Genomic DNA, 13,677 nt, shown 5'->3' with positions numbered 1-13,677 from the left:
GGGGCCTGTTCTTGCCTGGGATGCTAAGCGTGCCGTCGCGGGCGATGAATGAGACGAATCTCATAATCGGCCGAGAAAGCAACATCGTGCGCTGCCGATGCCCGAGCCGAAACCGTACCCCTCAAGCCGCCAACCGCCCCCCCGCAATCGCCTCCGAAGCCGCCAGCATCGCCCGCAACAACACCGCGCACCCCGCCGCCAGATCCCCAGGCGTAGCATTCTCGATCTCGTTATGGCTGATCCCCCCCTCACACGGCACGAAGATCATCCCCGCCGGCCCCAGCTCCGCCAGGAAAATCGCGTCATGCCCGGCACCACTGACAATATCCATGTGCGCCAACCCCAGCGCCGCCGCCGAATGACGCACGGCATCAACGCAGACAGGGTCGAAATACAGGGCCGGGAAGTCGGCAGTCGGGGTCAGCTCGTAGCTCAGCCCATGCTTCGCCGTGGTCGCCTCGATCACTCCGCGCACCTCGGCGATCATCGCGTCCAGTTGCTCGCCCTCCAGGTGGCGGAAGTCCAGGGTCATGCGCACCTCGCCCGGAATCACGTTGCGCGAGCCCGGGTAGGCCTGCAGGCAGCCGACCGTGCCGCAGGCATGGGGCTGGTGGGCGAGGGCAGTGCGGTTGACCGCCTCGACCACCGCGACGGCGCCGACCAGGGCGTCCTTGCGCAGGTGCATCGGCGTCGGGCCGGCATGGGCCTCGACGCCGCGCAAGGTAAGGTCGAACCATTTCTGCCCAAGTGCGCCGAGCACCACGCCGATGGTCTTGGCCTGGTCCTCGAGGATCGGCCCCTGCTCGATATGCGCTTCGAAGTAAGCCCCCACCGGGTGCCCGAGCACCGCGCGCGGGCCGGCATAGCCGATGGCGTTCAGCGCCTCGCCAACGCTGACGCCCTGGGCATCGCGCTTGGCCAGGGTCTCTTCCAGGGTGAACTTACCGGCGAACACCCCCGAGCCCATCATGCACGGGGCGAAGCGTGAGCCTTCCTCGTTGGTCCACACCACCACCTCCAGCGGCGCTTCGGTTTCCACGCCCAGGTCGTTGAGGGTGCGGATTACCTCCAGCCCGGCCATTACCCCGAAGCAGCCGTCGAACTTGCCGCCGGTGGGTTGGGTGTCGATATGGCTGCCGGTCATCACCGGGGGTAGCTTGGAGTTGCGCCCCGGGCGGCGGGCGAAGATGTTGCCGACCCCGTCGACCGTCACCGTGCAGCCGGCGTCTTGGCACCATTGCACGAACAGGTCGCGGGCCTGGCGGTCCAGGTCGGTCAGTGCCAGGCGGCACACACCACCTTTTTGCGTGGCGCCGAGACGGGCGAGGTCCATCAGCGATTGCCACAGGCGTGCGCTGTCGATGTGGTGCTTGCTTGATTGCAGGACGTCCTTGGCGAGGCTAGTCATGGGTGTCTCCTCAGGCTTTTTTGGTCGGGCTGTAGCGGCCCCATCGCGGGGCAAGCCCGCTCCCACGCAGGGAGCGGGGCGTTCATGGCAATGGCTTGGCCAGCCGTGCCTGGCTGCGCAGGGCCACGGCGCCGAGGGCGTAGTACAAGCCGCCGCCGAGCAACGAACCGGTGAACCAGCCGTAGTCGTAGAACCAGCTGAAACTGCTGTTGCCGATGGCCATCACGGTCAGCGCCACCGGCACGCCGAAGGCGACGAAACCGGCCCAGTTCCACGCCGGGTACACGTCGTCGCGGTACAGCCCGGCCAGGTCCAGCTGTTGGCGCCGCACCAGGAAGTAATCCACCACCATGATCCCGGCGATCGGCCCGAGCAGGCTGGAGTAGCCCAGCAGCCAGTTGGAATACACGCTTTCAAGGCTCAGGTCGGAGACGATCCAGCCGAGCTTCTTGAGCAGCTCGTGGCCCATCAGCGCCAGGCCGATGAAACCGGTCAGCCACACCGCGCGGTTGCGCCCGATCAGGCGTGGGGCGATGTTCTGGAAGTCGTTGGTGGGCGAGACTATATTGGCCGCCGTGTTGGTCGACAGCGTGGCGATGATGATCAGCGCCATGGCCAGCGCCACCCAGCCCGGGCTCTGGATATGGCCGATCAGGCTGACCGGGTCGGACACCGTCTGGCCCACCAGCGAGGCCGAGGCCGCGGTCATGATCACCCCCAGGGAGGCGAACAGGAACATGGTCAGCGGCAGGCCGAAGATCTGCCCGAGGATCTGGTCCTTCTGGCTTTTCGCGTAGCGGCTGAAGTCGGGGATGTTCAGCGACAGGGTGGCCCAGAAGCCGACCATGGCGGTGAGCCCGGCGCAAAAATAGCCGACCACGCTGGCGCCTTCGGGGCGCTTGGGCGGTTGTGCCAGCAACTCGGTCATGGACATGTGCGGCATCGCCCAGAACAGCAGGCCGATACCCACCGCCACCAGCAGCGGCGCCGACAGGGTTTCCAGCCACTTGATCGACTCGGCGCCACGCAGCACCACCCACAGGTTGAGCGCCCAGAACAGCATGAAGCCGATCACTTCGCCGGTGCCGCCCAGCGCCTTCCACTCGGGGGACAGCGAGCCAAGGAACAGGTGGATGGCCAGCCCGCCGAACATCGTCTGGATACCGAACCAGCCACAGGCCACCACTGCGCGGATCAGGCAGGGCACGTTGGAGCCGAAGATGCCGAACGACGAGCGCAGCAGCACCGGGAAGGGGATGCCGTACTTGGTGCCGGGGAAGGCGTTGAGGGTCAGCGGGATCAGCACGATCAGGTTGGCCAGCAGGATCGCCAGCAGCGCCTCGCCCACGCTCAGGCCGAAGTAGGCGGTGAGCACGCCGCCGAGGGTGTAGGTGGGCACGCAGATGGACATGCCGACCCACAGCGCGGTGATGTGCCACTTGTTCCAGGTGCGTTGGTGCACTTTGGTGGGGGCGATGTCGTGGTTGTAACGGGGGCTGTCGAGCACGTCGCTGCCGGCGTCGAGCTCGAACAGGCCATGCTGCTCGACCACTTGTGATCTGCTTGGTTGCATGGGGCCTTCTCCAGGGAGTTCTTCTTGTTGTTTGCTCATCGGGCTAATGCGATGGCCGGAGTAAACACACCACCAGTACTGCACCTGCGATCCGGCCATGGCGGTTGTGGCCGGGGTTACAACAACCGTGCCGGGTTGGCCTTGGCCGTTCCCGGTGATTGTTGCTGACCGCAGGTAACTTACTGACTTGCAAAAGCATTCCTGATTGCGCCTGGAACGTGCGAATGACTGCAACGTCGATACCGGCCAATACACCGTGATTCAAAGCGGTGCGGCCCGGTATTTGCGCTGCGCTGCCTGCGCCTGCCCAGCCGTTTTTAAACAGCTGAATTTGCGTAGAAAATCTTGACCAAATTTGCATCCTGTCAAGTGCGTCAAAATGGTGAAGGGCTGTTCCGTTTTGGTGATTTGTGCAATTAATTTATATAAATCAACAAGATAAAATTTTTAGTATTTGCATATATTTTTTCTTGATGAATGTCAGAACCGCAACTAGCCTCGATTCTTGTCAGGCCTGACAGGATTGATCGAAACCCGCAGGCACTGGCCCATGAAAATTCCAAGAACCGGCCAAAAAGACCGGTCAGCCTGCGAGGAAGACGGCATGTCCCTGTTGATCCGTGGCGCCACCGTGGTTACCCATGAAGAAAGCTACCGCGCTGATGTGTTGTGTGCCGACGGCGTGATCCGCGCCATCGGTGAAAACCTCGAAGCGCCCACCGATTGCCAGGTGCTCGACGGCAGCGGCCAGTACCTGATGCCCGGCGGCATCGACCCGCACACCCACATGCAATTGCCGTTCATGGGCACCGTGGCCAGCGAGGACTTTTTCAGCGGCACCGCCGCGGGCCTGGCCGGCGGCACCACCTCGATCATCGATTTCGTCATCCCCAACCCGCAGCAGTCGCTGCTCGAAGCCTTCCACACCTGGCGTGGCTGGGCGCAGAAAAGTGCGTCCGACTATGGCTTCCACGTCGCCATCACCTGGTGGAGCGAGCAAGTCGCCGAAGAGATGGGCGAGCTGGTGGCCCAACATGGGGTCAACAGCTTCAAGCACTTCATGGCCTACAAGAACGCGATCATGGCCGCCGACGATACCCTGGTGGCCAGCTTCGAGCGCTGTCTGCAACTGGGGGCGGTGCCCACCGTGCATGCCGAAAACGGCGAGTTGGTCTATCACCTGCAACGCAAGCTGTTGGCACAAGGGCTGAGCGGGCCCGAGGCGCACCCACTGTCGCGACCCTCGCAGGTTGAAGGGGAGGCTGCCAGCCGCGCCATCCGCATTGCCGAAACCCTCGGCACGCCGCTGTACCTGGTGCACGTGTCCAGCCGCGAGGCGCTGGATGAGATCACCTATGCCCGGGCCAAGGGCCAGCCGGTGTACGGCGAGGTGCTGCCCGGCCACCTGCTGCTGGACGACAGCGTGTACCGCGACCCGGACTGGGCCACCGCCGCCGGCTACGTGATGAGCCCGCCGTTCCGCCCGCGCGAGCACCAGGACGCACTGTGGGGGGGCCTGCAGTCGGGCAACCTGCACACCACCGCCACCGACCACTGCTGCTTCTGCGCCGAGCAGAAAGCCATGGGCCGCGACGACTTCAGCCGTATCCCCAATGGCACCGCAGGCATCGAGGACCGCATGGCGGTGCTGTGGGATGCCGGGGTGAACAGCGGGCGCCTGTCGATGCACGAGTTCGTCGCGCTGACCTCCACCAACACCGCGAAGATCTTCAACCTGTTCCCGCGCAAGGGCGCCATCCGCGTCGGCGCCGACGCCGACCTGGTGCTGTGGGACCCGCAGGGCACGCGCACCATCAGCGCCCAGACCCACCATCAGCGCGTTGATTTCAACATCTTCGAAGGCCGCACCGTGCGCGGCGTCCCCAGCCACACCATCAGCCAGGGCAACGTGCTGTGGGCCGACGGCGACCTGCGTGCCGAGCCTGGGGCAGGGCGCTATGTGGAACGGCCGGCGTACCCGTCGGTGTTCGAGGTGCTGGAGCGGCGTGCCGAGCGGCACAAACCGACGCCAGTTCAGCGCTGATCCCGTGGGAGCGGGCTTGCCCCGCGAAGCGAGCATCGCAGTGTGTGGCACCGGCTTGGCCGGTGATCGCGGGGCAAGCCCGCTCCCACGCTGGTCTATGAAAATCCGCTCCCACGTCAGCCCCTGTTGACTGCCATCCCCAAAACGGACGCGGCACCTGACCACCGCCGCCTCCAATAAAAACGAGAGAGGCTACAACCGTGATCGACGCCCTGAACCACTTGCCGCGCCCTCGGGCCGGCGCCGACCAGCTGGCCGAGGCCTTCAGCGACCTTGCGCCCCCGCTCACCGCCCGCCAGGCCGCCGTCGAAAGCGCACGCTGCCTGTACTGCTACGACGCGCCGTGCGTCAACGCCTGCCCCAGCGAAATCGACATCCCCTCGTTCATCCACCGCATCAGTGACGAGAACCTGCAAGGCGCCGCCGAGCGCATCCTCTCGGCCAACATCCTCGGCGGCAGTTGCGCCCGGGTGTGCCCCACCGAGATCCTCTGCCAGCAGGCCTGTGTGCGCAACAACGCCCAGGAATGTGCGCCGGTGCTGATCGGCCAACTGCAGCGCTATGCCCTGGACAATGCGCACTTCAGCGCTCACCCGTTCCAGCGCGCACCGGCCACCGGCAAGCGCATCGCCGTGGTGGGTGGCGGCCCGGCCGGGCTGTCCTGCGCCCATCGCCTGGCCATGCACGGCCACGACGTGGTGATATTCGAAGCGCGGGACAAAGCCGGCGGCCTCAACGAATACGGCATCGCCCGCTACAAGCTGGTGGACGACTACGCCCAGCGTGAAGTGGAGTTTCTGCTGGGCATCGGTGGCATCGAGATCCGCCATGGCCAACGGCTGGGCAGCAACCTGTCGTTGACCGAGCTGCACGGCCAGTACCATGCCGTGTTCCTCGGCCTGGGGCTGGATGCCGTGCGTCAGCTGGGCCTGGCGGATGAAGACGCCCCCGGCCTGCTGGCCGCCACCGAATACATCCGCGAACTGCGCCAGGCCGACGACCTCAGCCAGCTGCCGCTGGCCGACCGCTGCCTGGTGATCGGCGCTGGCAACACCGCCATCGACATGGCGGTGCAGATGAGCCGCCTGGGCGCGCGCGACGTCAACCTGGTGTACCGCCGAGGCGAGGCCGACATGAGCGCCACCGACCACGAACAGGAAATCGCCAAACACAACCAGGTGCGCCTGCACACCTGGGCACGGCCGGATGCCGTGTTGCTCGATGACTCAGGCCGAGTGCGCGGCATGCGCTTCGTGCGTACCCAGCTGGTCGATGGCCGCCTCGCCGACACCGGCGAGACCTTCGAACTGGCCGCCGATGCGATCTTCAAGGCCATCGGCCAAGGTTTCGACGACGCCAGCCTCAGCGACCCGCTGGCCGCGCAACTGGCCCGCGACGGCGAGCGCATCCGCGTCGATGAGCACATGCAGACCAGCCTGCCGGGCATCTATGCCGGCGGCGACTGCACCGCCCTGGGCCAGGACCTCACCGTCCAGGCCGTGCAGCACGGCAAGCTGGCCGCCGAAGCCATCCATGCCCAACTCATGCTCAACGTGGAGGCTGCATAAATGGCCGACTTGTCCATCGTGTTCGCCGGCATCAAGGCGCCCAACCCCTTCTGGCTGGCCTCGGCGCCACCCACCGACAAGGCCTACAACGTGGTCCGCGCCTTCGAGGCGGGCTGGGGCGGGGTGGTGTGGAAAACCTTGGGTGAGGACCCGGCAGCGGTCAACGTGTCGTCGCGCTACTCGGCGCACTATGGCGCCAACCGCGTGGTGCAGGGCATCAACAACATCGAGCTGATCACCGACCGTTCGCTGGAGATCAACCTGCGTGAAATCACCCAGGTGAAGAAGGACTGGCCCGACCGGGCGCTGGTGGTGTCGCTGATGGTGCCGTGCGTCGAGGAGTCCTGGAAATTCATCCTGCCGCTGGTGGAGGCCACCGGCGCCGACGGCATCGAACTCAATTTCGGCTGCCCCCACGGCATGCCCGAACGCGGCATGGGCGCTGCGGTCGGCCAGGTGCCCGAGTACGTCGAGCAGGTTACCCGTTGGTGCAAGATCCATTGCTCGCTGCCGGTGATCGTCAAGCTCACCCCCAACATCACCGACATTCGCCAGGCAGCGCGGGCGGCCCATCGCGGCGGGGCGGACGCGGTGTCGCTGATCAACACCATCAACTCGATCACCAGCGTCGACCTCGACCGCATGGTGGCCCACCCGATCGTTGGCGATCAGAGCACTCACGGTGGCTATTGCGGTTCGGCGGTCAAACCCATCGCCCTGAACATGGTCGCCGAGATCGCCCGCGACCCCGAGACGCGGGGCCTGCCGATCTGCGGTATCGGCGGCATCGGCAACTGGCGCGATGCCGCCGAGTTCATGGCCCTGGGCAGTGGCGCGGTGCAGGTGTGCACGGCGGCGATGCTGCATGGTTTTCGCATCGTCGAGGACATGCAGGACGGCCTGGCACGCTGGATGGACCAGCATGGCCACCGCAACCTGGACGCTTTCCGTGGCCAGGCGGTGGGGCATACCACCGACTGGAAGTACCTGGACATCAACTACAAATCGGTGGCGCATATCGACCAGGCCGCCTGCATCGGCTGCGGGCGCTGCCATATCGCCTGCGAAGACACCTCGCACCAGGCCATCGCCAGCACGCTCAAGGCCGACGGCACCCATGCCTACAGCGTGATCGAGGAGGAGTGTGTGGGCTGCAACCTGTGCCAGATCACCTGCCCGGTGGAAAACTGCATCGACATGCAGGCGCAGGACACCGGCAAGCCGTACATGAACTGGACCCAGGATCCGCGCAATCCCTATCGCGAGGTGGGTTGAACAGGGGCTCTCACATATCTGACGCCATGCACCAAGGCGGGCAACCATGGCCTCACAGGCATAATTGGCCCGAAACAAATGTGGGAGCGGGTTTACCCGCGAAGCGCCGCGCGGGCGGCGCTCGATCTTGAGAGCGCTGCACATCTTTCGCCATGCACATGGTGGCCCACATGCGATCCCAAGACAGGCGCTTGGGCATCGCATTGTTGACCCTGGAAAATCAGGATTGGGTAGTGGCCACCAGGTGGATGGCGGGATATTGGGTGAGGGCCACCAGGTGCCTGCCGGAGTTTTTGCAGCGCCTATGAGATCGAGCGCCGCCCGCGCGGCGCTTCGCGGGTAAACCCGCTCCCACATTTGTTGCAACGTGACCATGCCTGGTAGGCCTTAGTTGGCACCCACCGCCGTCTCCTGCAAACACCGCCACATCACCCCGCGTTCACTGCATTCAAGTATCGCCAGCGCCCAGCGGGCCTGCGTCACGCCCTGCAGACGCTGGACCTCCTTGTAGCGCACCGCCATGTTCATTCCTGCTAGCCACACGACCTGCACCTCGTCGATTTCGATCTCAAGCCCCGGCCGCGTCCCGGCGATGCGCCTGAACAACTGCTCGACCTGCTGGCGATGGAACAGCGTCCCCGCGATGCCGACCATGCTGAAATCCTCGGCGAACACCGCCATCAACCCGCCCAGTGCCGCTTGGGTTTCGGCGGCGGGGCGGCTGAAGACCATCTGGATCAGCTCATGTACGTGATGGATGCTGTGCTCGGCACGGGCAATCGCGGTGTCAGGCATGGTGGGGGTTCTCCTGGGGTAATGTGTGCAGCCGCGCAAGCGGCGTCAGCCCGAGCAGCGCCGCCAGGGCGAAGCTCAGGTGGTAGGCGAGGGTGCTGCCCAATTGATCGAGCAGCAGGTTGAAGACCATCAACAGCAGCGCCGCGCCAAGGCTGAAGGCCATCTGCCGATTGAGGTTCCACAGCACGCTGGCCTGCTGGGTCTGCTGGTCGGTGAAATCGAGCAATGCCGTGGTCTGCGCGGTGTTGGCACCGATGCCGCCACCGATGCCCATCAAGGCGTAGGCGAGGATCAGCAGGTGGCCGTCCCGTGCGCTGTCGACCAGCACCAGCATGGCGATGCCCAGGCTGTGCAGCAGCATCCCCAGCAGGAACAGGCGCCTTGCCCCGGCGCGGTTGTAGGCCCGGCCCACCATCAGCATGGCGGCGAAGGCGCCGGCGGCGTACACCAGCATGAACAGCCCGGTGGCCTGGGCGCTCAGCGCGAGGGTGTCTTGCAGATAGAAAATGTTCAGCAGATTGACCCCGGTGAAGATCCCGGGGATGGCCTGGTAGATCCACATGGAAACCTTCAGCCGGGCACTGTCGAGCAAATCCAGTTCGAGGATGGCGCTGTTCGTGCGGCGGTAATGCCGGCGATACAGCAAGGCACACAGCGCGGCCAGGGCCAGGCACGGCAAAGCCCAGGCCAGGCCATGGCCGGCGCCGTACAGCGACATCCCCAGCAACAGAGCGGCGAGGGCGGCGCTGATCAGCAGCAGGCCGAGGAAGTCTGGCCGTGCCTGCGCCGTGCCGGGTACGTCGCGGATCCACAGCCAGGCCAGCCCGGCCGCCAACAGCGCCAGCGGAATATTGGCGTGAAACACCCAGGGCCAGCTGCCACGGTCAACCATCAGCCCGCCCAGGCTCGGCGACAGCGCAGGCGCAATCAGTGCCACGGCCATCACCAGGGTAGATACCCGGGCGCGCTCCGGCCCCTGGAACAGGTTGAAGGTCAGCGCCTGGCCTACCGGGATCAGCAGCCCGCCAGCCATGCCCTGGAGCAAGCGCCCGGCGATCAGCCCGGCAAAGCCGTCGGCCTGCCCGCAGCCCCACGCCGCCACGGCGAACCCGAGCATGCTGGCGCTCAGCAGCTGCCTGGCGCCCCATTGCGCCGCCAGCCAGGTACTGACCGGCATCACCAGGGCCAGCCCGAGGATGTAGGCGTTGCCCACCCAGGCGCTGTTGGCGTTGTCGATGGCGAAGGTGGCTGCGATCCGTGGCATTGCCACGGCCGGCATGAAGATGTTGATGCAGTCGATGAAGAAGCCCAACAGGAAAACAGTCGCCACGCGGTATCGATAGGTCATTGCCACTCCTTTGCAGCGCGCAGCCTAAGCGGCTTGGACTGACCCGGTCGATGCCGTTACCCTTGAAACTCTGTTTGATGGAAATGAACAATGCTGCGCACGGCCCTCCACACCCAGCTCAACCGGGTGCAGACGTTCTTGGCGGTGGTCGATTTCGGCTCGTTCACCAAGGCTGCGGACTTTCTCGGGATCAGCAAGGCGATGGCCAGCCAGCACGTCAAGGCACTGGAACAGGCGCTGGCGGTGACCTTGCTGGTACGCACCACCCGCGCCATTGCGCCGACTGAAACCGGCCAGGCGTTCTACGACGACTTCAAGGTGATCGTCGGTGATGTCGAGAGCGCCTTCGACAGCGTCATGCAGCGGCACAACGGGGTGGCCGGCACACTGCGCATCAGCACCACCGGCGAGTATGGCGAGCGTTTCATCCTGCCGTTGATCCCGCTGTTCGCCGAGCGCTACCCAGGGCTGTCGATCAGCTACGACATCGACTCGTCATTGAGTGACCTGATTGCGCAACGGCTCGATCTGGTGGTGCGCCTCGGCACCTTGGTGGATTCGAACCTGCGCAGCCGCAAGCTGGCCGATTACGACATCCTGCTGGTGGCAGCACCTGCGTTCATCGCCCGGCATGGCATCGAGCAGCCGGCGGATCTGGCCAACCTGCCTTGGATCGCCAACAGCAACCTGCACAACCCGACCAGCTGGACCTTGCAGGCCGGGGAGGGCGACAGCCTGAGCATCACCGGCACTGCCGCCTTCCAGTCCAACGCCAGCCATGCCATCCGCGCCATGGCCCGCGCATCGTTGGGGGTGGCCGTGCTGCCGGCGTGGTTGGTGGAGCAGGACCTGGCCAGTGGTGATCTGCAGCGGGTGTTGCCGCAGTACAGCCTGCCTGCGCAGCCGATCAGCGTGGTGTACCCCAACGGCAGTTACCTGCCGCACAAGACCCGGGTGTTCATCGACTTCCTGTGTGAGCATCTGGGCCGCTGAGCAAGGCTATCGCGGCAGCAATGCCAAGGCACAGTGGCAGGCACCGCGCAGGGCCGCCTCGGGTACGCCATCGCGTGCCTGCACCGAGATGCCATGCAGAAAGGTGGCGTAGAAATGCCCCAGGGCCTGCACATCGGTGTCGGGCGGCAACTGGCCCTGCTCGCGGGCACGGTCTAGCCGGGCAATGATCGATTCGCTGCGCTGGCGTCGGTGATCCGCCAACCACTGCTGCACCGCGATGTTGTCCGGGCCAACGCCGCTGGCCGCGCTGACCACCAGGCAGCCTTTGGGCTCGTCGGCACGGGTATAGGTAGCGATGGCGTCCTCGAGCATCTGCTCCAGCGCCTGGTGGATATCCGCCAGGGCCAGGGCGCGGTCGGCAAAACCGCCTTCGGCCGATTCGTACAGTGCCACGGCCTCTTCGAACAGTTGCTGCTTGCTGCCGAAGGCCGCGTAGATCCGCGCCGAGGCGATGCCCAGCCCGGCGACCAGCGCCGCCATCGAGGTGCCTTCGTAACCGTGTTCCCAGAACAACCGCAGCGCCTTGCGCAGTGCCTGTTGCTTGTCGAATTCCCGAGGTCGTCCTGCCATTGCCTGTCTGTCCGAATGCGTCAAACGGGCATTCTAGCCAATTCGCGGTTGACGGACAGCGTCGATGGCGCCTATTGTTTGTTGATCGACAAACAATAGGAAGGAATCCATGAAAACGCTCAAAGGCCCAAGCCTGCACCTGGCGCAGTTCAGCAGTGACAAGCCACCGTTCGATTCGCTGGACAGCATCGCCGGTTGGGCTGCGCAGCTGGGTTTCAAGGCCCTCCAGGTCCCGGCCTGGGATGCGCGGCTGTTCGATGTGGTCCTGGCCGCGCAGAGCACGGGGTACTGCGACGAGATCAAAGGGCAGCTGGCAGAACATGGCCTGCAGATCAGCGAACTGACCACCCATATGTTCGGCCAGCTGGTCGCGGTACACCCGGCCTATGACCCCCTGTGCGATGCGTTCGCACCTGCTTCGCTGGCCGGGCGCCCGGCGGCCCGCACGGACTGGGCCATCGAACGCATGAAGCTGGCAGCCCGCGCCAGCCGTAATCTGGGCCTGGCCGACATGGGGACGTTTTCCGGTGCCTTGGCCTGGCCTTATCTGTTCCCCTTCCCGCAGCGCCCGAAAGGCCTGGTGGAGGCTGCCTTCGAAGAGCTGGCGCGGCGCTGGCGGCCGATTCTCGATGTGTGCGACGAGCAGGGCGTGAACCTGTGCTTCGAGATCCACCCGGCCGAGGACCTGCACGACGGCACCAGCTTCGAGCGCTTCTTTGGGCTGGTGGGCGAGCACGAGCGCTGCCGTATCCTGTTCGACCCCAGCCATTTCGTGCTCCAGCAGCTCGACTACCTGGCCTATCTGGACCTGTATCACCCGTTCATCCGCATGTTTCACGTCAAGGATGCCGAGTTCAATCCGAGCGGCCGGCAGGGTGTCTATGGCGGCTACAGCGACTGGGCCGAGCGCGCCGGGCGCTTCCGCTCGCAGGGCGATGGGCAGGTCGACTTCAAGGCGATCTTTTCCAAGCTGGCGCAGTACGACTTCGATGGCTGGGCCACCCTTGAGTGGGAGTGCTGCCTCAAGGACCAGGAGGTCGGGGCCCGGGAGGGCGTCGAGTTCATCGACCGGCACATCATCCAGGTCACCGGGCAGGTCTTCGACGACTTTGCCGGAGCACCGGTCGACCCTGGGCAGATCCAGCGCATGCTGGGTATTGCCGCGGCTGGCAACGCAGCGGGAGCACGGGCATGAACGCAGTCAACGCACCGCGGGACGACGCGTTCGCCCATGTCTATGTGCAGGTGGAGGGGCTGCGCATCCATTGCGCCGTGGCGGGGGAGGGCGAGCCCGTGCTGCTGGTGCCCGGCTGGCCACAGACCTGGTATGCCTGGCGCCATGTGCTCCCTGCGCTGGCCGCGCGAGGCTTCAAGGCCATTGCCGTCGACCCGCCCGGTCTGGGTGACTCGGATCGGCCCGAACAGGGCTACGACACCGGCAACGTCGCTCGCCTGTTGCATGCGCTCATGGCGCAGCTGGGGCATGAGCGCTATCACCTGGTCGGCCACGATGTGGGCATGTGGGTGGCCTACGCCCTGGCCAGCGATCAGCCGCAAGCGGTGCGCTCGCTGGCGGTGGCCGAAGCGGTGATACCAGGCCTGGCTGCGGCGCCGCCGATCTTCGTCGAGCCGCAGGACAACATTTTCCTCTGGCATTTCCTGTTCAACCAGGTCCGCGACCTGCCGGAGTTCCTGATTGCCGGGCGTGAGGAGGGTTACTTGAACTTCATGTTCGATCGCTGGGCCATCCAGCGCCATGCCGTGGCGTCCGATGTCTATATTCGCGCCTATTCGTCACCGGGTGGGATGCGCGGTGGGTTTGCCTACTATCGGGCGATTCCCGAAACCATCCGGCAGAACCGCGAGCGTGCTGCCCGCCCGTTGCGCATGCCGGTGCTGGCGATCGGTGCCGAGCACGCCACCGGCGATGCGCCGTTGCAGACCCTGCAGGGGCATGCGCAGACGGTGCGTGGCGTGATCCTGCCAGGGTGCGGGCATTTCGTGATGGAAGAGGCGCCGGCCTTGTTCAACGAACACCTGCTGGCATTCCTGCAAGGCCCGGCGGCCAGTGGCTGAGCGCCG

11 protein-coding genes are annotated in these 13,677 nt (G+C 65.3%); 6 read left to right on the top strand and 5 right to left on the bottom strand.

Features of this window, described 5'->3' with window-relative positions:
- Window positions 1-121: 121 nt before the first annotated feature.
- Window positions 122-1,408, bottom strand: a complete 1,287-nt coding sequence (locus F6X61_RS24265) for a Zn-dependent hydrolase (RefSeq protein WP_153788884.1) — start codon at window positions 1,406-1,408, stop codon at window positions 122-124.
- A gap of 82 nt (window positions 1,409-1,490) precedes the next feature.
- Window positions 1,491-2,981, bottom strand: coding sequence for an NCS1 family nucleobase:cation symporter-1 (locus F6X61_RS24260; RefSeq protein ID WP_153788883.1), 1,491 nt, complete (start codon window positions 2,979-2,981; stop codon window positions 1,491-1,493).
- 604 nt (window positions 2,982-3,585) lie between these two features.
- Here F6X61_RS24260 and hydA point away from each other — a divergent pair.
- The 3 genes from hydA to preA all read left to right on the top strand — a co-directional run bounded on the left by hydA (window position 3,586) and on the right by preA (window position 7,868).
- Window positions 3,586-5,025: a dihydropyrimidinase gene (hydA, locus tag F6X61_RS24255; protein WP_153788882.1), complete on the top strand. Its 1,440-nt coding sequence runs from the start codon at window positions 3,586-3,588 to the stop codon at window positions 5,023-5,025.
- Window positions 5,026-5,225: 200 nt separating this feature from the next.
- Window positions 5,226-6,593: an NAD(P)-dependent oxidoreductase gene (locus F6X61_RS24250; protein ID WP_153788881.1), complete on the top strand. Its 1,368-nt coding sequence runs from the start codon at window positions 5,226-5,228 to the stop codon at window positions 6,591-6,593.
- A complete protein-coding gene (gene preA, locus F6X61_RS24245) occupies window positions 6,594-7,868 on the top strand; it encodes an NAD-dependent dihydropyrimidine dehydrogenase subunit PreA (RefSeq protein ID WP_153788880.1) in 1,275 nt (424 codons plus the stop codon). It abuts the gene before it with no gap.
- A gap of 387 nt (window positions 7,869-8,255) precedes the next feature.
- On the opposite strand, the gene F6X61_RS24240 is transcribed toward preA, so the two are convergent.
- Both F6X61_RS24240 and F6X61_RS24235 read right to left on the bottom strand, forming a co-directional pair.
- The gene (locus F6X61_RS24240) at window positions 8,256-8,663 is read right to left on the bottom strand and encodes a DUF4440 domain-containing protein (protein ID WP_153788879.1); all 408 of its coding nucleotides are present in this window, start codon (window positions 8,661-8,663) and stop codon (window positions 8,256-8,258) included.
- Complete coding sequence (locus tag F6X61_RS24235) at window positions 8,656-10,011, bottom strand: MFS transporter (RefSeq protein WP_153788878.1); 1,356 nt, start codon at window positions 10,009-10,011, stop codon at window positions 8,656-8,658. The genes F6X61_RS24240 and F6X61_RS24235 overlap by 8 nt, the downstream gene beginning before the upstream one ends.
- Window positions 10,012-10,101: 90 nt before the next feature.
- On the opposite strand from F6X61_RS24235, the gene F6X61_RS24230 reads away from it, so the two are divergent.
- Complete coding sequence (locus tag F6X61_RS24230; protein WP_153788877.1) at window positions 10,102-11,004, top strand: LysR family transcriptional regulator; 903 nt, start codon at window positions 10,102-10,104, stop codon at window positions 11,002-11,004.
- Between the two features lie 6 nt (window positions 11,005-11,010).
- Here F6X61_RS24230 and F6X61_RS24225 read toward each other — a convergent pair whose 3' ends face one another.
- Entirely contained in the window at window positions 11,011-11,595 is a 585-nt protein-coding gene (locus F6X61_RS24225) for a TetR/AcrR family transcriptional regulator (protein ID WP_153788876.1), read from the bottom strand.
- A gap of 109 nt (window positions 11,596-11,704) precedes the next feature.
- Here F6X61_RS24225 and F6X61_RS24220 point away from each other — a divergent pair, with 109 nt between their 5' ends.
- On the top strand, window positions 11,705-12,790 hold the full coding sequence (locus F6X61_RS24220) for a sugar phosphate isomerase/epimerase (RefSeq protein ID WP_153788875.1): 1,086 nt from the start codon (window positions 11,705-11,707) through the stop codon (window positions 12,788-12,790).
- On the top strand, window positions 12,787-13,671 hold the full coding sequence (locus tag F6X61_RS24215; RefSeq protein ID WP_153788874.1) for an alpha/beta fold hydrolase: 885 nt from the start codon (window positions 12,787-12,789) through the stop codon (window positions 13,669-13,671). The genes F6X61_RS24220 and F6X61_RS24215 overlap by 4 nt, the downstream gene beginning before the upstream one ends.
- Window positions 13,672-13,677 lie beyond the last annotated feature (6 nt).

The sequence above is a fragment of the Pseudomonas sp. EMN2 genome, from assembly GCF_009650555.1.
Lineage (GTDB): Bacteria > Pseudomonadota > Gammaproteobacteria > Pseudomonadales > Pseudomonadaceae > Aquipseudomonas > Aquipseudomonas sichuanensis.
This window is presented reverse-complemented; position numbering and strand designations above follow the sequence as displayed.